Origin of the sequence: Kribbella sp. VKM Ac-2569, assembly GCF_004216905.1 — a bacterium.
Lineage (GTDB): Bacteria > Actinomycetota > Actinomycetes > Propionibacteriales > Kribbellaceae > Kribbella.
In genome coordinates this window covers 887470-906940 of sequence record NZ_SGXJ01000001.1, presented here as the reverse complement: position 1 = coordinate 906940, position 19471 = coordinate 887470, and the positions used below count along the sequence as shown (strand labels likewise).

Below are 19471 nucleotides of genomic sequence, written 5' to 3'. Positions count from 1 at the left end.
CTCACCAACCGCGCCCCGGCCGCTTGTTTGAGCGTGACGCTCGCCGCGTAGGGCAGGTTAGTGAGTGGTGCAGGTCCGCTAAGTTCAACGCATGCCCACTCTGCACCTGACCGCCGACGAAGAGGCGATGCTCGGCGGTCGGGACGGGGGCGGTGTGGCGCTCGCGATGCGGGTGATCGTCGGGCAGGCGCGGATCTCGGACGCGCCGCGGCTGGTCGAGATCACGTCGGCGCACGTCGACTCGTGCCTGTACCACGGTCAGGTCAGCCTGGACTTCGCGCACCGCCTCGTCGACCTGGGCGCCCGCGTGCGCGTGCCGACGACGCTGAACGTGGGATCGACGGACCTCATCCATCCAGGCCTCGTCCGGGATCATGAACTCGCAGCGGCGGGGCGGGAGCTGATGGCGGCGTACGTCGACCTCGGTTGTACGCCGACGTTCACCTGCGCGCCGTACCAGCTCCCGAATCGCCCCGCGCTCGGTGAGCACATCGCGTGGGCGGAGTCGAACGCGATCGTGTTCGCGAACTCGGTGCTCGGCGCGCGCACGGATCGGTACGGCGACTTCCTCGACGTCTGCGCGGCGATCACCGGAAGAGCGCCGTACGCCGGGCTGCAGACTCCCGAGGCACGGCAGGGGACTGTGGTGTTCGACTGCCGGCCGCTGGGCGAGTTCACCGATCTGGTGTATCCGTTGCTCGGTCACCACATCGGGTCGGTCGTCGGGGCCGAAATCCCTGTACTGCTGGGGATTCCGGCCGACGTGGGAGAGGACGACCTGAAGGCTCTCGGCGCAGCGGCCGCGTCGGCCGGCGGTGTCGCGCTGTTCCACGCGGTCGGCGTCACGCCGGAGGCACCGACGGCGATTGGCGGTCTGCCCGTGCGAGTGGTCGATCTGGAAACACTGCAGCGAGTCCGGCGCGAGTTGTCGTCCGTCGCGTCGGAGTTGGATGCGGTGAGCATCGGTACGCCGCACGCGTCGTACGCCGAGTGCGTCCGGCTGTCCGAGCTAGTGGTGGGACCGCCCTTGAAGTTGCCGTTCTACCTGTCGACCGGTCGCGCGACCCGCGAGCGCCTGGCCGAGAACGGCGTACTCCAGGTGCTGGAGGCCGCCGGTGTAACGGTCGTCGTGGACACCTGTACGTACGTCACGGCGATCCTGTCGCCCACCTGGAAGTACGTGATGACGAACTCGGGCAAGTGGGCCCACTACGCGCCCGGCAACATCAACGTCTCCGCGATCCTCGGCTCGCTCACCGAATGCGTCGCCTCGGCCCGCGCCGGCCACGTGGTCCTCGACGCATGATCATCCGCGGCCGAACCCTCCACCCCGGCACCGCGACGGGTACGCCGATCCGCCTCACCGCGCCGCTGTCCTTCTGGGGCGGCACCGACAACGAGGGCCGCATCGTCGACGCGCATCACCCGCAGTGTGGCGCCCTCCTCACCGGCCGCATCCTCCTGATGGAGTCCGGCCGCGGCTCCAGCTCCGCCTCCAGCGTCCTCGCCGAGCAGATCCGCGCCCGCACCGCTCCCGCCGCGATCATCCTGTCCCGCCCCGACCCGATCATCCCGCTCGGCGCCCTCATCGCCGCCGAGCTGTACGGCCTCAACTTCCCGGTCGTCGTCGCGCCGTACGACGCAATCCCCACTGACGCCCTGGTGCAGGTCACCGACGGCACGATCACCTGGTGACTGGCCGGCGCATCAGTACGGCGGTCGCCGCGAACAGGACCGCGCACGCCATGAGCGCGAGCGGGAGTGTGGTGAGTCGGGCGATCGCGGAGATGGTGACGCCGCATACGATCTCGCCCAGGTACTCCAGTTGCGCGAGGAACGAGTGCGTCGTCGCGCGGATGTCGGCGGTCGTACGGGCGTTGACCCAGATCGTGCTGATCACGCGAGTGAGTGGCGTGACGATGCCGTTCAGCAGTACGACGGCGATCGCGCCGACGACCGGATCGCGAGCGAACGCGAGCAGCAGCATGGCCAGCACTCCGACGAGGGCGGCCAATGAGTAGTCGGTCGCGGCATGGGCGCCGTTGATCCGCTGCGTGACGAGCCTGAGTACGACGGCACCGACGACGAGCCCCGTGACGCCGAGGGCGGTGAACCAGACGATCGGGTCCGGCGCACTCGGCAGGCCCAGGTCGAGAAGTTGCTTCTGGGTAAGGCGTCCCGCGGCATCCGAGGCGCCGTTCACGAGGAAAGTTGCGGCAAAGATCAGGAGGATCGCGCGGCTGCGTCGTACCAGCGTGACGCCGCGTCGGAACGTGCTCCACGATGCCGACCAACGGGCGGTCCGGGTCGGGACGAAGTTGTGTTCGGTGAAGCGGAACGCGACGTACAGCCCGAGGGCCGCCATCGCGGCGCCGGCGATCACGATGGTGAGGTCGCGCCGGGTCGTCCAGGCGAGCAGCCCGAGGACGACGAGACCGGTCGCGGCACCCGTTAGCTGCGCACGAGCGGCCCGCGCGAGGACGAGGTTGATCTCCGAGGGCCGATTCAGTTCGTCGGTGATCAGCGCGACGTCGGATCCGCTCGCGAAGGTCCACGAGATGCCCCACAGCACCTGCGTGGCGAGCAGCGCGGGGAACGACTCGAACAGCCCGGTCGCGAGCATCGCCGTACCCATCAGCACCTGGGAGATGACCAGCGACCACTTGCGACTGATCGTGTCGGCGATGACGCCGGCAGGTACTTCGAAGACGAGCGCGAACGCACTCTGCACGGACCCGATCAGCACGAGCTCGGCAGGAGAGAGTCCGGCGTCGACGACCAGATAGACGCTGGTGACCAGCCACCACCCGTTGTGCAGCACCGCCCGCAGCCACGTCCACCGGATGAAGACCGTCTCCATGCGAGCACTCTCCCGAGGCCTGCACCCCGCGTCGACCGATTTAGCCGGGGCCTTCACCATGGCTTGATGTGAGTTGCTTCATATTGTTCGCAACTATCAGCATGTTGCGATAATTTGAAAGAGTGCCAGGGATCACAAGAGAAAACGAATGACCGTTCTTGATCTGAGGGCGGCTCGAGGCGCAGGGTGGAATTTCAGAGAACGAGCGTTCGGTTTGATGTGGGGGTCGGCATGGCGCAGGTGACTCTGGAGCGGGTAGGGCAGCCGAGTCTGCCGGAGCTGAGGCGGCATCGCGGCGGGATCTGGCGGATCGTCAAGGAGATCGCACTGCTCGCCGTCCTGTTCGGCGTCTACAACCTCGGCCGTTTCCTGTCCGCGGAGCATGCGGGGTCGGCGTTCCGGCACGCGGACGAGCTGATCCGCTGGGAGGCCTGGCTCGGGCTGCCGAGCGAGGCGACGATCCAGCACCACGCGCTGAAGATCGACGGCCTCGCCCAGCTCGCCAACGTGTTCTATGCGAGCGTGCACTTCCCGCTGACCGCGGTGGTGCTGCTCTGGTTGCTGATCCGCCGCCCGGCCGAGTACGCGAAGGCGCGCTGGGCGCTCGCGTCACTGACCGGGCTGGCGTTGATCGGGCACATGTTCTTCCCGCTGGCCCCGCCCCGAATGATGCCGGGCTGGGTGGACACGGGGGTGCTGCTCGGTCAGTCGGTCTACGGACCGAGCACGCACTCCGGGGTCGCGAACCAGTTCGCCGCGATGCCCAGCCTGCATGTCGGCTGGGCATTCATGGTCGCGGTCTTCCTGATCCGCGCGACCCGGTCACGCTGGCGCTGGCTGTGGATCGCACATCCGTTGCTCACGTTCACGGTCGTCGTGGTCACCGCGAACCACTACTGGATGGACGGGTTGGTCGCGATCGCGCTCGCCGTACCGCTGCTCCTGATCTTCAACAGCTCCTCGTCGGCGCGGACCAGGAACGGCGCGCGGTCCACGACCGATCGTGCCGTCGCCGCGCCGATGTCGAACCAGAGCCCGATCAGCTCGAGCCGGCCCTGATCCTCGGCCGCGCGGACGGACGGGAAACTCCGCAGGTTCTCCAGCTGTACGGCGACATTCGCGACGGACAGCTTGTCGGCCGGCGACAACCGCACGCCGGTCGCGGGGTCCACGATGTCCTCATACGCGACCGCCCGCCGTACCGACGGCTCCAGGTGCCGCAACCAGTTCTGCAGTCCCGATCCTTCGGGTACGTCGGCCGCGAGCGCGGCGGCCGCGGCGCCGCAGGACGAATGACCGCAGACCACGATCGACTTCACCCCGAGGACGTCGACCGCGTACTCGATCGCGGCGTCGACCGAGTTGCTGTTCGATCCCTTCGGTGGCACGAGATTCCCGATGTTCCGCACGCAGAACTGGTCGCCCGGGCCGCTGGTGGTGATCATCGTCGGCACGATCCGCGAGTCCGCACACGTGATGAACAGGTGCGCCGGTTGCTGGCCCTCGGCCGCGAGTTTCGCCAGCAACGCCCGGATCGGTACGTCGTCCAGCTGCTCGGCGGACCCTGCGCGGTACACCTCGACCGAGCCGCCGCGGGCGATGTGCCCGCGCCGCCAGTCCTCGATCGCCTCGGACGCCGCGTGGTCCAGATGATCCACCGTGAGATCGACCCGAACTGTCGCGCCGGGAGGGATCGACCGCAGCGTCCGCACCAGCGACGCAACGCCGAGGAACACCAGCGAACCACGGATCCGTACTGTCCACACGCCATCGGCTTCGGTCGCCGTCACGGTTGCCCGCGCGAGCCGGTACAGCACGCGCGCGAGCGCAAGCACCAGACCGAGCAGCACGCCTTCGGCCAGTCCCAGTACGCCGACGCCGACCGCGGTCACGACGTACACGAGTAATTCGTCGTGCCGGCGCAGTGTGCGGATATGAGCGAGCTGCACGAGGCGCAGTCCGGTGACGAGCAGTACGCCGGCCAGCGCGGCCATCGGGATCAGTTCGAGCATCGACCCTGCCGCGAGCACGAACGCCGCGATCCACACGCCGTGCAGGATCGCCGACGCGCGGGTGCGGGCGCCGGCCGCGACGTTCGTCGACGAGCGCACGATCACGCCGGTGACCGGCATCCCGCCGAGCGCACCGGACACCGCGTTCGCGGCGCCCTGGCCGATCAGTTCGCGATCGAGATTGCTCCGCCTACCGCGATGAAGCTTGTCGACGGCAACGGCCGACAGCAACGACTCGACGCTGGCGACGAGAGCAACGGTCAGTACGGCGGTGGCGATCTCGAGCGGCGTGCCCTCGGGCATCACCGGGAGGATCAGACTCTGCAGCGGGTTGTCCGGCAGGTCGACCCGGGTCACGTCGGGCATAGTGACGGCGGCCAACGCCGTGACCGCCACGACGGCGACGAGTGGTGCCGGAATCACCTTTACTTTAGGGATTCGCGGCCAGCTGAGCACGATCGCGACGGTGAGTACGCCGACCAAGACCGAGTGGCCGTGGTGCGCGATCAGCTGCGCGGGAAGTGCGGTCACGTTGGAGATCAACGAGCTTTGGGCTTTGCCGCCGAGCACCACATGCAGTTGTTGGACGGCGATCGTGACGCCGATCCCGGCGAGCATGCCGTGGACGACGGCGGGGGAGAGAGACAGCGCTAGTCGCCCGATTCGGGTGACTCCTAGCAAGATCTGCAACAGGCCGGCCGCACAGGTGATTGCGGCTGTGGCGGCCCAGCCGAACTGGGTGATGAGTCCGGCGACGACAACGGTCAGGCCGGCGGCCGGGCCGCTGACCTGGAGCGGGGAGCCGCCGAGCGCGCCGGCGACGATGCCGCCGACCACAGCGGCCACCAGGCCGGCGATCAGCGGGGCGCCGGACGCGGCGGCGATTCCCAGCGAGAGCGGTACTGCGATCAGGAAGACCACCAGCGAGGCCGGTAGGTCATGGTGGAGAACAGTCTTCCAGGAGAAACGTTCGCTGGAAGTGGGGGGAGAATGGGAAGGGGTCGGCACGGGTCCTCCGGCGTCGGTGCTCAGGATTGCTCGGGCATCAGGCGTCGAAACAAAGAGTGTCGATCTGGTTACCCATCGTACTGACCCGTTCAAGCCCAGAACAGCGATCCGCCGAAATCGTTGCCTCCGGCGTCGAAGGTGACGATTGCTCAGGGCATCGACTCGTCCTGATGCTTATTGTTCGTTCGCGAACAGCACGCGGCGGGCGTGGTCGGTGTCGAGATACTCCCGGACCGCGACGATCACACCGTCCCGAACGGTGAAGACTCCTCCACAACGGTTGTCATAGGCATCGCCGTTCCGGGCCGTCGCCTGTGCCGTCCACTCGGCGAAGACCTGTTCACCGTCGGCGACGACGTTGACCAGCGTGATCGTGACCGGCGCACCGGGCGCGAACAGGTTGCCCGCTGCCGCGCCGAGGAACTCGTCGACGACCATGTCCCGCCCCTTCCAGTCACCGGACAGCGGCAGATCACCCGGATAGATCCACACCACGTCCGGCGCGAAGCTGGCCCGGATCGTCGCCACGTCACCCGCCGCCACCGCCTCGACGTACCGGGTCACGACAGTCCTGGGATCCATCGGCGTTGCCTCCTCGTGCGATGTGGATGGCAGGGTCAGTACGGCGTTGCCACGGATGCGACGGTGACGCAGGTCATCGAGGACGGCATCGGTCCGGGACCAGTCCTCGACGCGACCGAGCTCGGGGTGGAGTCGCCCGGACCCGACCAGCCGAACCAGCGTTGCCAGGTCTTCGTCATCGCGGCCCTGGATGTAGTGGAAGTGCCGGATCCGCGCGGCCTCCGGAGCGGTGAAGAAGTCGAAGAAGTCGAGCGTCACCGGTTGCCGGCTGGCCTCGCCGAACCAGATGAGATCACCGCCCGGCACCAGCTTCGACAACGCGACCGGCAGGCTCTCACCACCGACGGACTCGAGCACCAGATCGAACGGTCCCCGCGCGTCCGAGACGTCGTACACCAGGGTCTCGGCGCCGAGCTCGAGCAGCCGCTCGCCGCGGGCGGGGGACGAGACGACGGCTGTGACCGATGCACCGGCGCCGGCCGCGAGCTCGGTGAAGTAGTGCCCGACACCGCCGGCGGCGCCGGTCAGCAGGATCCGCCGGCCGATCACGCTGCCCGCCGTACGCAACAGGCGCAGCGCTGTCAGCCCGGCGAGCGGAAGCGCGGCGGCCTGGTCGAAAGAGATGCTGTCCGGCAGTACGGCTACCTGCGTGGCCGGTGCGGTCACGTGCTCCGCCCAGCCCGAGTGCGGCAGATGCGCGACCACGCGGGTGCCGACCGGTGGACCGGTGGGTCCGGCCTCGATCACTCGACCGGCGATGTCCTTGCCAGGTCGCCACCCAGCCCGTGGCGCCTCCAGCTGGAAGGTCTCACCGCGGTTGATCGAGAAGGCGGCCACCTCGATCACCATCTCGCCCGCGCTCGGCCGGACCTCGTCGACCTCGGCGAACCCTACTGTGCCGGTGTCCACCGGAACCACTGCTCTCATTGCTGTTTCACTCCTTCACCTAGACTCGGCCCTGGACATGACCCTGGACATGACATGGACGCTACGAACCGGTCGTGGCAGGCGGAAGACAGCACTAATTACTGCTATGGGCACCTAATGGATACCGACCAGGTCAGAAGCAGGTGGGACGCCACGAAAGGCGCCTGCCCGACGCGTCAGGTGCTCGGCCGGATCGGCGATACCTGGACGGTGCTGGTGATCAGCACGCTCGAGAAGGGCGGCACGCTGCGCTCCGGCCAGCTCAAGTCGATCATCGAGGGCATCACCCAGAAGATGCTCACCCAGACCCTGCGCAACCTCGAGCGGGACGGCGTCGTACGGCGTGATGTTGTTCCTACTGTGCCGGTGACGGTCAGCTATACGCTGACCCCGCTCGGCCTGAGCCTGGCCGCTGCCGTCGCGATGATGCGGACCTGGGCCTACGACCACATGGACGAGATCGCCGCCGCCCGCGACGAGTACGACGCCAATCTCTGAGGAGTCACGTGGAGCTGGAACTGTCCGGGAAGACCGCGGTGGTCACCGGTGCGAGCAAAGGGATCGGGCTGGCCTGTGTCGAGGCGCTGGCGCGTGAGGGTGCGGTGGTCGTCGGCATCTCGCGGGACGCCGGCAACCTGGCGAAGGCGCAGGAGGAGCTCGCCGCCAAAGGCTTGAGCTTCCAGGCCGAAGCGGTCGACCTGACCGACGCCGACGCGACGCGGGCCGCCTTCGAGCGGATCGGCGTACCGGACATCCTGATCAACTGCGCGGGCGCGGCCCGCCGGACGCCGGTCGACGAGTTGGACAGTACGGCGCTGCACGCCTCGATGGACGCGAAGTACTTCACGTACATGCACGCGACCGAGGCCGTCATCCGAGGGATGGCGGAACGCGGCAGCGGCGCAGTCGTGAACGTCGTCGGTCAGGGCGGTCGCGCGGCGAACCCGTTGCACATCGGCGGCGGTGCGGCCAACGCGGCGCTGATGCTGGCGTCGGCCGGCTACGCGAAGGCGTACGCGGGCCAGGGCGTCCGGGTGAACGTGATCAACCCCGGGATGACGCGCACCTCCCGAGTCGACGAGGGGCTGGAAGCCGCAGTACGGGCGACCGGCAAGCCGAAGGACGAGCTGCTCCAGGAGATGGTCCGCGAGATCCCGATGGGCCGCGCCGGCGAGCCGCAGGAGGTCGCCGACGTCGCGATCTTCCTCGCCTCGCCTCGGGCCAGCTACGTCACCGCCTCGATCATCACCATGGACGGCGCGACGACCGCGGTCATCTGAAGCTCAGAGCCGATTTCAGGGCCTCTTCACATTTCCGTCGGTCGGTCGCTGACCTGGGGTCGAGAACGGCGTTACCGGACGCTCCTGCGGTACGCCGTCAACGGTGATGTCGACGTTCTCGTTGAAGAACGCGACGTGGCCGGCGACCGGGAGCAGGGGCGCTGTCGGGAAGTCGTACGACCAAGCGACGTCCGGGACCGAGGGGACCGACCAGTACGCCGACGTACGGCCTTTGTACGGGCAGGCCGTGACGGTGTCGGACGGGGTGAGGCGCTCGAGCTGGACGGACGTTTTCGGGAAGTAGTAGCGCGGTGGCAGACCGGTCTCGAAGACGATGACGGTCGCCGTCGAGTCGGCGAGGAGTTGGCCGGCGGCGGTGACCGTGATGTGGCGGGTGGACTTGATCGCGTCGACGCGGGAGTAAGGGTTCCGCGGGTGGACGAAGACCTCCTCGTCCTCCTCGAACCAGCTGTCGAGCGCGTCCCACTGGAACCGCACACGGCCCTTTGCGACGCCATCGTCGTACACCCAGGCCTTGCCGACGCCCGCGGTGTGCACTCGCGCGACACCGTGCGCGAACGTCTTGGTCTCACCGGTGTCGGTCAGCAATCCGTCGGCGACGTCCGCGAGCGGGACGTAGTACTGCGGGTACGGCGGGAACTCCCAGAGGTAGATCGCGTCCGTCGTGTCGAGGACGACGCGGTCGTCGAGCATCGCGCGGATCCGCCGCGGGACCGGCGCGGTGCCGCCGGGCGGGATCAGGGGTTCGGGGTAGGCGCTCATTCGTCCAGTAAAGCGCGGGGCCGGCCCTGGTGGTGCCGGCCCCGCGGATTGGTGGGGCCAGACAGGACCTACACAGTGATCCAGTCGATGTCGGCGATGTAGCCGTTCGGGTTGCTGACCTTGATCGAGTTCGATCCGGCGGTCAGCTTCATCGGGAGGTAGGTGACCTGCGGCGTACCCCAGTCGTTGTCGCCGAGGCCGTGGTAGTTCACCCAGTAGCTGTCCGTGTCGTTGACCGTCAGCATGCTCTGCCGGCTGGTGTCGCCGTCGGTGTAGGCGATCTTCACCAGATACGTACCCGTCGTAGGCACGGTGAGGTTGTTGAGCGTGACCGTTGACGAGTAGCCGATGTTGCCGATCTTGGAGCCGCCCGAACACAGCGTGCATCCGGAGACGCTCGCATCGCCGGTCAGGGTGCTCGTCGGCGACTCGGCTTCGTAGCGCACCGGTCCGCCGGACTTCGACGTGTACATGGTGATCTCGGCGCTCACGTCCGACGTACGGCTGTACTTCACGCCCTTCACCGTGAAGGTGTACTGCGTCTGCGGCTGCAGCCCGCTCACCACGGTGCCCGGCTTCGTGCTCGTCGCAACCTGCTTGCCGTTGGCAAACACCTGGTACGACGTCGCACCCGCACTCGGCCGCCAGTTCAGCGACACCGTCGTACTGCTGACGTCTGTCGCGGTCAGATCGGCCGGGATGCTCACGGGCACGTCCTCGTTCGGCGTGATCTTGTACAGCTTCGACCCGTGCGCGGGCAGCTGAGCGCTGACCGAACCGGAGACGTTGCGGGTGTTCTGGTTCGCCCAGATGTCGCGGACCGTGGCCTTCCCGCCGATACCGAGCTGGTCGAAGTTGCCGGTCACCGTGGAGGGGGAGTCGGCCAGGTTGAACAGCGCGACCGTCGTACTGCCGTCCGTGTTCTGTGCGTACCAGACCTGCTGCAGCTGGTCCTGGTTCAGCGGACGCGCGGGGTTGCCGGACTGGTTGATCGCGATGACCTCGCGGTTCGTCAGCAGCTTCAGGCCGTACGCGTCCAGCTTGGTCAGGTCGTCACCGGCGAACAGCGGCGCGGAGTTGATCGCCCAGAACGTCATGTAGGACTGGCGTTCCGCGTCCGTCAGGCCGTCCATCGCGCCGACGCCGACGTTGATCGCGTCCAGGTTGTTCCAGTGCCCCGGCCCGGCGTCGTCGATCCACTGCGTGACGTCCCACCAACGTTGCCTCACCGAGCTGTCCCACTTGACGATCGTGTCGCAGTAGCACTCGACGTCGGTGTCGATCCGCCAGCCGTTCGAGTTCTGCTTCCACACGTCGGCGTACCGGTGGCTGAGCGACCAGGACAGCGTGTACATCATCGGCCGGCCGGCGTTTTGCACCGCGCGCCACCAGGCCTCGACGTCCTCGGTGTTGTTGTGGTTCGGGTCGTCCGGCGCACCCTTCCACGAGCCGGGCCCGACGCCGTCCATCTTGATGAAGTCCACGCCCCAGCCGGCGAAGAGCCGGGCGATCGAGTCGGCGTACTTCTGCGCGCACGGGCTCTCGTAGTTGATCTTGTACGCCGCGTCCCAGCCGTTGGTCTTGCGCAGGTCCGGGTACACGATGTCGCGCGTGAAGCAACCGGGCGCGTCGTAGATCGGGGTGTTGCCGTCGCGGTAGACGTCGATGCCGAGACCGACAACGGTGTAGATGCCGAACTTCAGGCCGAGCTTGTGGATGTCGTCGCCGACGGCCTTCATGCCGCGGGGGAACCGTTTCAGGTTGGCGACCGGGCGACCGTACTCGTCACCGCCGTCCTGCCAGCCGGCGTCGATGTTGATGTACTCGTAGCCGTACGGCTTGAGCTTCGTGGCCAGGGCGTTCGCCTGGGTGAGGATGTTCTTCTCGCTGATGAAGCTGCCGGGGCCGTCGGGATTGACGCCCGGGTAGTTGGTCGACTGCAGACTCCAGCTGCTCCAGCCCATGTAGGGCTTGGCAGCGATCTGCGGATAGGCGGGTTTCTGGTCTTGGACTGCATCGGCTGGGGCGGTCACGACTGCTGTCGACACCAGGGCGAGGGCAGCCAGGACGAGCGTCGTACGGCGTCTCAAGGACATGAAAACGTCCTCCGGGGGAGGAGTGAGCGGACGCCGTCGAGCCTAGGTCGGCTTAATTTACGCAGTCAAGTATTGAGCCTCTGTTACTTCGTGTGACAGGACTGCCATGGAACCTTGATCAACTTCGCTCCGCGGCCGGGTCGTCGTACCAGCAACGGGCCGGCTCGTGAGGATGCCGGCCGGAGGTAGGAGGGGGTTCCGTCATCGTGAACACAAGGAAGCTCGGCCGGACGGCGGTCGCCGCGGCCGGGGCGGCCGGTTTGGTCGCACTCGCGGCCGCCGGTGCATCGGCGGCGTCATCGCCGCCACCTTTGAAGTTGGTTGCCGGAGGCACCGATGTCACCCTGGCCAGTGTCGAGGACTACGGCGTCGACCTGGATCTCGGTACGCATGTGGTGGCCGGCAACGCGCCGATCGAGGTCCGCAGCACGCGGGCGTCGTACAGCTCGCCGGTGGTCGCGACGCAGTACGTCCACGGCAAGCCGGTCCGGCAGTTGCCGAAGGGACTCGTCACAGACTTCTCCGGGCTGGGGAAGTTCCTGCACATCACGCTCACCAACAGCGCGGGCAAGAAGGTGCTCGAGAAGGACCAGTCGATCTGCCTGAACGGCGACGGGTCGCGGACCCGTCCGGATGCCCCGGCAACTTCGCCGTACCCGAATGGCTGTACGGCGAACCCGTTCACCCAGGGCGCGGTGTGGGGACTGCAGACCGGATGGTCGGCGCGGACGTACGGCGGCGGGGAGCCGGTGCAGCTTGCCGTCGGCAAGTACAAGGCGACGGTGACCGTGAACAAGGCGTACCGGGACTTCTTCAAGATCCCGGCGAAGGACTCGTCAGTGAAGTTGAACGTGACGGTGCAGAAGTCGGACGCCTCCGGGGCTGCAAAGGTGAGCTCGCGTTCGGTAGCGCCGAAGCCGAACGCGGCGCGTCCGGCCGGCAAGGCGAGCGTGCCGAAGGGCCCGAAGCCGGACCTGCGGCCCGTGCCGGCCTGGGGGATCGTGTCCGCGCCGGGTGAGGAAGGTACGCCGGACGCGAACAAGGACTTCCTGCAGTTCTCGGCGACCGTGTGGAACGCGGGCCCGTCGCCGTTGGTGCTGGACGGGTTCCGGCGGCAGGGCAAGGACCTGATGGACGCGTACCAGTACTTCTACAACGCGCAGGGCAAGCAGGTCGGGTACCAGAACACGGGGACGCTGGAATGGGACGGCCGGGACGGCCACAACCACTGGCACTTCACCGACTTCGCCCGCTACAGCCTGCTGAACGCCAAGCAGACCGAGGTGGTGCGCAGCCAGAAGGAGGCGTTCTGCCTGGCGGCGACGGACTCCATCGACTACACGGTGAGGAACGCGAACTGGCACCCGGACAACACCGACCTGCACACCGCGTGCGGGGACCACGGCTCACTGTCGGTCCGTGAGGTCCTCGACGTCGGCTCCGGCGACACCTACGTGCAGTCGCTGCCCGGCCAGTCCTTCGACATCACGAACCTGGCCAACGGCACGTACTACGTCCAGGTAACGGCCAACCCGGAGAACCGCCTGTTCGAGTCCACCACGAAGAACAACGTCGCCCTCCGCAAGGTCGTCCTCGGCGGCGCCAAGCACCACCGCACCGTCAAGGTGCCCCCAGTCGGCGTCATCAACGCTCCCTGATGCCGCCTCGCCGGCCCGCCCGCCGGCACTCGCGCCCCCGGCCACGATCCAGCCGGGGGCGCGAGCCGTTCTTTGAGCACCCACCAACCAAACGGAGCGTCCCGAAATGGTTGGTGGGTGCTCAAAGTGGAGTTCAGTGGTGTTGGGGACGGCGGCGGGGGCGGAGTGGGCGCAGGTGGGGGTCGGTGCGGGCGTGTTGCCGGCGGCCGAGGGCGAAGGGGCGTGACGTGCGGCTCGGCAGTGGGGTGCTCTTCGGGGCCGACAGGTGGATCTCGGTCTGCTGCAGGTTCACGCGGATCGGGACCTGGTGCCACGGGGAGCGGGTCCGGACGAGTACCAGCCGGAGCCGGCCGTCGCGCCGCAGCCGGAGGCCGATCGCGACCGTCGCTATCGCGGGGACCAGGCCAGCGATCATCAGCGCCGAGCGGGCGCCGAAGTGCTGGGCCAGGAAGCCGACCAACGGCCCGCCGATCGCGCCACCCCCGATGAAGACCAGGTTGTAGATCCCGGACACGCGGCCGCGCAGGCCGTCCGGCGTGGTCAGCTGGACCATCGACTGGGCCGCCGTCAGGAACATCAGCGTCGCCATCCCCATCGACGCCAGCACCGGGATGAACGTCCACAGCGAGGGCTGGATCGCGGCCAGTACTTCGGTGATCGTGAGCAGGCACGCGATACCGATCAGGTTCCGCAGGCGGGTCGGCCGGACGCGGCGGGCCGAGAGCAATGCGCCTGCCAGGGCCCCGAACGCGACGACCGAGTTCAGTACGCCGTACCCCGAAGCGCCGGTGTGGAAGACCCGGTCGGCGAACGCGGTCAGCGTCACCGGCAGGCTGATGCAGAACATCCCGTAGATGCCGACCAGCGCGATCGCCCAGCGGACGGCCGGCTCGTGGAAGGCGTACCGGACGCCGTCCTGCAGCCCGTCCCGGATCCGCATCCCGGCACTCGCCTTGCGCGCCGCGTGGAACCCGGGCATCTCGCTCTCGCGCATCCGCAGCAGTGCGCTGATCGATGCGAAGAACGTCAGCCCGTTGAGCGCGAACGCCCAGCCGGCGCCGATCGTGCCGAGCAGTACGCCGCCGAGCGCGGGGCCGATCAGGCTGCCGAGCTGGAACGTCGACGACACCATGCTGATCGCGTTCCGGACCGTGTCGCGCGGGACGAGCTCGGTGACGAACGACTGCCGGGTCGGGTTGTCGACCGCGGTCGCGAGACCGAGGACGAAGGCCATCGTGTAGACGTGCCAGACCTGCACATGACCGGTGAAGGCGGTCAGGGCGAGGACGCCGGCACAGGTGCCCATCGTGATCTGCGTGACCAGCAGGATCTTCCGCTTCGGGAACCGGTCCGCGATCACGCCGCCGAACAGACCGAGCACGAGGGTTGGGAGGAACTGCAGAGCGGTCGTGATGCCGACCGCGGTGGCGCTGCCGGTGAGCGTGAGCACCAGCCAGTCCTGGGCGATGCGCTGGATCCAGCCGCCGGTCGAGCTGACCAGCAGTCCGCTGACCAGGAGGCGGAAGTTGCGGACCCGCAGTGCGCTGAAGGTGTCCTTGAATCCGGGGCGCGTTTGCGTCTCCCGGAGTTTGGTGGAGTCGGTGTTGCGGTGGAGATGGAAGTCGGTGGACGGGACAGTACCGGTGGCCCGGGTGGTCAAGAGCGATCCCTACACGAGTGGACTGGTCAGGGGAGGACATGTCCATCCTCAGGGTTGGGTGCTGAATTCCCCCAACGAATTACTCCTATTAGTCTTATTGCGTCACGTAATGGGAAGGATATCGATGTACGACCCGGACCAGTTGCGCACGTTCCTCGCGGTGGCGCAGTCGCTGAGCTTTACCCAGGCAGCCGAGCGGCTGGGTATCCGGCAGCCGACGGTGAGCCAACACGTGCGCAAACTCGAGACGGCGGTCGGGCGGCCGCTGTTCGTCCGTGACACCCGCACTGTCACGCTGACCGCGGACGGCGAGGCGATGGCCGGGTTCGCCCGGACCATCCTGGCCGCGCACGAGGAGGCCGCCGGGTACTTCACCGGCTCGGAGCTGCGCGGCCGGCTGCGGTTCGGCGTGACCGACGACCTGGCGCTCACGCCGCTGCCGAAGATCCTCCGCGACTTCCGCCAGCTGTACCCGCGGATCGACCTGGAGCTGACCGTTGCCCAGAGCCCTAACCTGCTCCGCCGGGTCGAGTCCGGCCACCTCGATCTGGCCTACGTGAAGCACGGCGCCGGCGGCGGCTACGAGCCGAACGGCCGGCTGGTACGGCGGGACCCGATGGTCTGGGCGGGGATCGCCGGGACCCGGATCGCGCCCGACGTGCCGGTCCCGCTGGTCGCATACCAGGCACCGTCGCTGAGCCGGTCGCTCGGTGTGCAGTCGCTCGAGCAGGCCGGTCGCACCTGCCGGATCACGTGCATCGTCCGCGGCGTCAACGGCGTACTCGCGGCCGTCCGCGCCGGCCTCGGGATCGCGATCTTCGCCCGTTCCCTGATGCCCGCCGACCTGGTCGAGCCGCCCCCGAGCGCCGGCCTGCCCGAACTCCCCTCCATCGACCTGGTCCTCATCACCAACCCTCGTGCCGCGAAGGAGCCGGCCGAAGCCCTCACCGCCGCCATCCTCGGCAGCAACGCCCCACTGAAGCCCGACGCGGGTTAGACGAGCGCGTCCCCCCGCAGTACGAGTGAGATGATGCTGACCGCGGCGATCGCGATGGTGATGAGAAAAGGGGCGTTGCGCCACAGGAGGATCGTGGCGAGGAGGGCGGCGACGAGTGCGAGGGCGATCCAGCCGATGATGCCCATCGCTCCGGGTGGTGCGATGACCAGGAGACCGGTTGCTGTCGCCAACGGGAGCGGTGCGATGAGGCGGGCGTAGCGGCCGAGGCGCTGCGGCCAGCCGCGGACACCGGTGGCCAGGTCGTCGGCGAGGTCGGGTACGACGTTTGCCAGATGGGCACCGATCCCCAGGAGGGCACCCGCCGCGGTCGCCCACCACGGGGCCCACACGTGCGCGGTGCCGAGTGTCACGAACGAGGGCAGGCCGCCGAACGCGACGGCGTACGGGAGCCAGGAGATCACGGTCGACTTGAGGCCCAGGTTGTACGCCCAGGCGCACGCCACGAACAGCAGGTGCATCGACCCGGACGCGAAACCGTTGGCAAGGGAGACCGGAACGGTGACGACCAACATCACGCCGGCACCGACCGCGAGCGTCCGGCGACTCACCAGTCCAAGCACCACGGGCTTGTCCCGGCGGTTCACAATGGTGTCGCGGGCGGCATCAATCGCGTCATTGCTCCAGCCGATCGAGAGGTGGCCGGTGAGGATCGTTGCTGCGACGAGGAGACACCCGGCCGGACTTCGCCCGGCCGACCACGCGACGGCGGTGACCAGAGCGGTGACGGCGACGGTCGGGCCCGGGTGGCACGCGAGAGCCAGACCCTTGACGGTCCGCAGCGTTCTCACCGACGTAACGATGCCACGATGACGCGGATCGCAGCGGTCCGGCCCGCGCTCCCGCCGTACCGGTATCCGCAGTCCGAGCTGACGGCCGCGTTCGAGTCGATCTGTCTCCCGGACGGCCGCGGTACGGCGTTGCTTCGCCGGCTGCACGCGAACGCGGGAGTCTCGTATCGGCATCTCGCGCTGCCGTTGGAGCAGTACGCCGTACTCAAGGACTTCGGCGAGGCGAACGACGCGTGGATCGCGGCGGCCGTGGACCTCGGGGCCGAGGCGGTCGCGGGCGCGGTGAAGGACGCGGGGCTGACGCTGGACGATGTCGACGTACTGATGTTCACGACGGTGACCGGGGTGGCCGCGCCGTCGATCGATGCGCGGGTAGCGATGCGGCTGGGGATGCGGGAGGACGTGAAGCGGCTGCCGCTGTTCGGATTGGGGTGTGTCGGGGGAGCGGCGGGGATTGCGCGGCTCCATGACTACTTGAAGGCCTGGCCGAAGCATGTCGCCGTACTGCTGTCGGTGGAGTTGTGTTCGTTGACGTTGCAGCGGGACGATTCGTCGCTGCCGAACCTGGTGGGTGGCGCGTTGTTCGGGGACGGCGCGGCGGCGGTGGTGCTGACGGGATCGGAACATCCGGCCGCGTCGGGACCGTCCGTGGTGGCGACGCGTTCGCGGCTCTACCCGGACTCGGAGCGCGTGATGGGGTGGGATGTCGGGTCCGGCGGGTTCCGGATCGTGCTCGGTGCGGACGTGCCGGAGGTGGTACGCACCTATCTCGGGAGTGATGTGCGGGGCTTCCTCGGGTCTTGTGGCTTGACCGTGCCGGACATCGCGACGTGGGTCAGCCATCCGGGCGGACCGAAGGTGCTGGAGGCGGTGGCGGAGACGTTGTCGCTGCGGCCCGGGGCGCTCGATTTGACGTGGAAGTCGCTCGATGCGGTCGGCAACCTGTCGTCGTCCTCGGTGCTGCATGTCCTCGGTGACACCCTGAGGCTGGATCCTGCAGGTCCTGGGTTGTTGCTGGCGATGGGTCCTGGTTTCTGTTCCGAGCTCGTTCTGCTGGAGTGGTGATGTACGGCTGGTATCTGGGGTTGGTGCTCCTGGTCGCGGCTGAGCGCGTGGCCGAGCTCGTGGTGTCGCTGCGCAACGCGCGCTGGAGCTTCGCGCAGGGCGGCGTGGAGTCGGGGCGGGGGCATTACCCGTTCATGGTCGCGCTGCACACGTTGTTGCTGGCGGCGTGCATGGTGGAGGCGCTGCACCGGCCGTTCGTTCCGTGGCTGGGCTGGACGATGTTCGCGGCGGTGCTGCTGGCGCAGGGACTGCGGTGGTGGTGCATCAGCGTCCTCGGCCATCAGTGGAACACCCGCGTCATCGTCGTACCAGGTCTCCGGCTGGTTGCACGCGGCCCCTACCGGTGGATCCGGCACCCGAACTACGTGGCGGTCGTGGCGGAGGGGATCGCCCTGCCGTTGGTCCACACCGCGTGGGTGACCGCGCTGGTGTTCACCCTCTTGAACATCCCGATCCTCGCCGTCCGGATCCGGTCTGAAGAGGCGGCGCTGAAGTCTGCCCTGGTGACGTGATCGATCTTCTGGTAGCTGGTTGCGGTCCAGCAGGCGCAGCCACAGCGATCCGGGCAGCGTTGGCGGGTCTGTCTGTTGCCGTCGTCGAGCCGCGCTCCGCTCCGATCGACAAGGCGTGCGGCGAAGGCATCGCCCACAGCGCGGTCTCGTACCTCTCGCGCCTGGGTGTGGAACTCACAGGCCGTCCGTTCCACGGCATCCGCTACCTCGACGGAAGACATAGCGTCGACGCCCGCTTCACCGCAGGACCTGGCCTCGGAGTACGCCGTACGACGCTGCACGCCGCGCTGATGTCCCGGCTAGCGGCGCTAGATATCCCCGTCATTCGCGCTCGAGTCGGCCCGATCACCCAGAACACCACGTCCGTCACCGCGGCCGGCCTGACCGCCCGCTACCTGGCCGCCGCCGACGGTCTCCACTCACCCATTCGCCGGCAGTTGGATTTTTCTGGTGGGAGTTCAGGTGAGGTACGCCGTGGGCTCCGGCAGCATTTCGCCGTCTCGCCGTGGACCGACCTCGTCGAGGTCTACTGGTCTCGTCTGGGGGAGGCCTACGTGACTCCGGTCGCCGACGATCTCGTCGGCGTCGCCGTCCTCACCTCCGCGCGCGGCACCTTCGACTCACACCTCGACGCGTTCCCGCTCTTGAAGCGCCGACTGCGTGGGGCTGTGGCCGCGAGCGCCGTGATGGGCGCGGGTCCGCTTCGCCAACGCGTGAGTGCCCGCACCGCCGGCCGGGTCCTGCTCGTCGGCGACGCCGCGGGGTACGTCGACGCGCTCACCGGCGAAGGCATCGCGGTCGCGTTGCGCACCTCCGCCGAGCTGGTCGACTGCGTCCGCGCCGACCGCCCACAGGACTACGAGGCAGCCTGGCGCCGCGTCTCCTGGGAATGCCGCCTGCTGACCGCGTCGTTGCTGTGGGCCCGCAACCGACCGCTCCTCGCGCCGCGGATCGTCCCTGCCGCGGCCGCGCTCCCGGGTGTCTACCGCACCATCGTGAACCGGTTGTCCTAGGCAAGGTTCGGGCAAGGTTCGGGCAATGTCGTAGGGCCCGGCGATCGCTCAGACAATCGCCGGGCCCCACGGGTGGCTCGAGCTTCCTGGTGAAAAGCTCGAACCCGCAGCCTTTCCGGCCCCCTGGTGAAGGGTCGGACCTGCTGACAAGGAAGACTCTGTCAGGCGGATGTTGCCCAGCAGTTGCCGGAATATGAAGCCTTGTTACA

Annotated in this window: 16 protein-coding genes and 1 pseudogene; 10 read left to right on the top strand and 7 right to left on the bottom strand. The window is 68.1% G+C overall.

Features of this window, described 5'->3' with window-relative positions; genetic code table 11:
* Positions 1–91 precede the first annotated feature (91 nt).
* Both EV649_RS04085 and EV649_RS04080 read left to right on the top strand, forming a co-directional pair.
* A complete protein-coding gene (locus EV649_RS04085; protein ID WP_130380637.1) occupies positions 92–1306 on the top strand; it encodes an aconitase X catalytic domain-containing protein in 1215 nt (404 codons plus the stop codon).
* Entirely contained in the window at positions 1303–1695 is a 393-nt protein-coding gene (locus EV649_RS04080; RefSeq protein WP_130380635.1) for a DUF126 domain-containing protein, read from the top strand. Before EV649_RS04085 ends, EV649_RS04080 begins: the two co-directional genes overlap by 4 nt.
* Here EV649_RS04080 and EV649_RS04075 read toward each other — a convergent pair.
* A complete protein-coding gene (locus tag EV649_RS04075; RefSeq protein WP_241997697.1) occupies positions 1685–2860 on the bottom strand; it encodes an MFS transporter in 1176 nt (391 codons plus the stop codon). The genes EV649_RS04080 and EV649_RS04075 overlap by 11 nt on opposite strands.
* A gap of 231 nt (positions 2861–3091) precedes the next feature.
* On the opposite strand from EV649_RS04075, the gene EV649_RS04070 reads away from it, so the two are divergent.
* Positions 3092–3919, top strand: a complete 828-nt coding sequence (locus EV649_RS04070) for a phosphatase PAP2 family protein (protein ID WP_198682289.1) — start codon at positions 3092–3094, stop codon at positions 3917–3919.
* A 14-nt stretch (positions 3920–3933) separates the two neighbouring features.
* On the opposite strand, the pseudogene EV649_RS04065 reads toward EV649_RS04070, so the two are convergent.
* A pseudogene (locus EV649_RS04065) lies at positions 3934–5880 on the bottom strand (bifunctional SulP family inorganic anion transporter/carbonic anhydrase); the annotation flags it as partial.
* Between the two features lie 174 nt (positions 5881–6054).
* Entirely contained in the window at positions 6055–7389 is a 1335-nt protein-coding gene (locus EV649_RS04060; RefSeq protein WP_130380629.1) for a nuclear transport factor 2 family protein, read from the bottom strand.
* A gap of 117 nt (positions 7390–7506) precedes the next feature.
* Between EV649_RS04060 and EV649_RS04055 the strand changes: the two genes are divergently transcribed.
* Complete coding sequence (locus EV649_RS04055) at positions 7507–7887, top strand: helix-turn-helix domain-containing protein (protein ID WP_130380627.1); 381 nt, start codon at positions 7507–7509, stop codon at positions 7885–7887.
* 8 nt (positions 7888–7895) lie between these two features.
* The gene (locus EV649_RS04050; protein WP_130380625.1) at positions 7896–8669 is read left to right on the top strand and encodes an SDR family oxidoreductase; all 774 of its coding nucleotides are present in this window, start codon (positions 7896–7898) and stop codon (positions 8667–8669) included.
* Positions 8670–8684: 15 nt separating this feature from the next.
* Here the strand turns inward: EV649_RS04050 and EV649_RS04045 are convergent, their stop codons facing one another.
* Both EV649_RS04045 and EV649_RS04040 read right to left on the bottom strand, forming a co-directional pair.
* Positions 8685–9452, bottom strand: coding sequence for a DUF427 domain-containing protein (locus EV649_RS04045; protein ID WP_130380623.1), 768 nt, complete (start codon positions 9450–9452; stop codon positions 8685–8687).
* 68 nt (positions 9453–9520) lie between these two features.
* Positions 9521–11548 (bottom strand): fibronectin type III domain-containing protein, encoded by a 2028-nt coding sequence (locus EV649_RS04040; protein ID WP_130380621.1) that lies wholly within the window; start codon positions 11546–11548, stop codon positions 9521–9523.
* A 206-nt stretch (positions 11549–11754) separates the two neighbouring features.
* Here EV649_RS04040 and EV649_RS04035 point away from each other — a divergent pair, with 206 nt between their 5' ends.
* Complete coding sequence (locus EV649_RS04035) at positions 11755–13206, top strand: lysyl oxidase family protein (RefSeq protein WP_241997696.1); 1452 nt, start codon at positions 11755–11757, stop codon at positions 13204–13206.
* Between the two features lie 133 nt (positions 13207–13339).
* Here the strand turns inward: EV649_RS04035 and EV649_RS04030 are convergent, their stop codons facing one another.
* Complete coding sequence (locus EV649_RS04030; protein ID WP_130380617.1) at positions 13340–14866, bottom strand: MFS transporter; 1527 nt, start codon at positions 14864–14866, stop codon at positions 13340–13342.
* 124 nt (positions 14867–14990) lie between these two features.
* On the opposite strand from EV649_RS04030, the gene EV649_RS04025 reads away from it, so the two are divergent.
* Positions 14991–15863: a LysR substrate-binding domain-containing protein gene (locus EV649_RS04025; RefSeq protein ID WP_130380615.1), complete on the top strand. Its 873-nt coding sequence runs from the start codon at positions 14991–14993 to the stop codon at positions 15861–15863.
* On the opposite strand, the gene EV649_RS04020 is transcribed toward EV649_RS04025, so the two are convergent.
* Positions 15860–16672: a UbiA family prenyltransferase gene (locus EV649_RS04020; RefSeq protein WP_241997695.1), complete on the bottom strand. Its 813-nt coding sequence runs from the start codon at positions 16670–16672 to the stop codon at positions 15860–15862. The two genes, EV649_RS04025 and EV649_RS04020, sit on opposite strands and share 4 nt — an antisense overlap.
* Positions 16673–16690: 18 nt before the next feature.
* On the opposite strand from EV649_RS04020, the gene EV649_RS04015 reads away from it, so the two are divergent.
* The 3 genes from EV649_RS04015 to EV649_RS04005 are packed head-to-tail and all read left to right on the top strand — an operon-like array spanning position 16691 to position 19262.
* A complete protein-coding gene (locus EV649_RS04015) occupies positions 16691–17737 on the top strand; it encodes a type III polyketide synthase (protein ID WP_130380613.1) in 1047 nt (348 codons plus the stop codon).
* Positions 17737–18249: an isoprenylcysteine carboxyl methyltransferase family protein gene (locus EV649_RS04010; RefSeq protein WP_130380611.1), complete on the top strand. Its 513-nt coding sequence runs from the start codon at positions 17737–17739 to the stop codon at positions 18247–18249. Before EV649_RS04015 ends, EV649_RS04010 begins: the two co-directional genes overlap by 1 nt.
* The gene (locus EV649_RS04005; RefSeq protein ID WP_130380609.1) at positions 18246–19262 is read left to right on the top strand and encodes a monooxygenase; all 1017 of its coding nucleotides are present in this window, start codon (positions 18246–18248) and stop codon (positions 19260–19262) included. The genes EV649_RS04010 and EV649_RS04005 overlap by 4 nt, the downstream gene beginning before the upstream one ends.
* The last annotated feature ends 209 nt before the right edge of the window (positions 19263–19471 follow it).